Here is a 413-nt window from a genome sequence, read left to right on the forward strand (position 1 = left end):
ACGAAGCTGGAGTTGGCGCCGTTTTCCAGCAGCCGCCGCACGAGGTAGGCCAGCAGGTCGCGATGCGCGCCCACCGGCGCATAGATCCGGCAGCGCGTGCCGTTCTGCTTCATCACGATATTGTGCAGCGTCTCGCCCATGCCATGCAGCCGCTGGAATTCAAAGCTTTCGGGGTCCTCGGCCATGTGCAGCACCGCGGCCACCGTATGGGCGTTGTGGGTGGCGAACTGCGGATAGATGCGGTCCGTCATGTCCAGCAGCTTGCGCGCGTTCGCGATGTAGGAGACATCCGTCGCCGCCTTCTGGGTGAAGACGGGGAAGCCATCCACCCCCTCGACCTGCGCGCGCTTGATCTCCGTGTCCCAGTAGGCGCCCTTCACCAGCCGCACCATGATGCGCCGGTCGTGCCTCTG

General features: G+C 65.1%; 1 protein-coding gene. It reads right to left on the minus strand.

From position 1 onward, the window contains the following. Positions 1 to 413, minus strand: a 413-nt coding sequence (locus A3764_RS22445) for a proline dehydrogenase family protein (protein ID WP_201722499.1), incomplete at both ends; no start/stop codon positions are given.

It is taken from the genome of Sulfitobacter sp. HI0129 (assembly GCF_001635395.1).
Classification (GTDB): Bacteria; Pseudomonadota; Alphaproteobacteria; order Rhodobacterales; family Rhodobacteraceae; genus Sulfitobacter.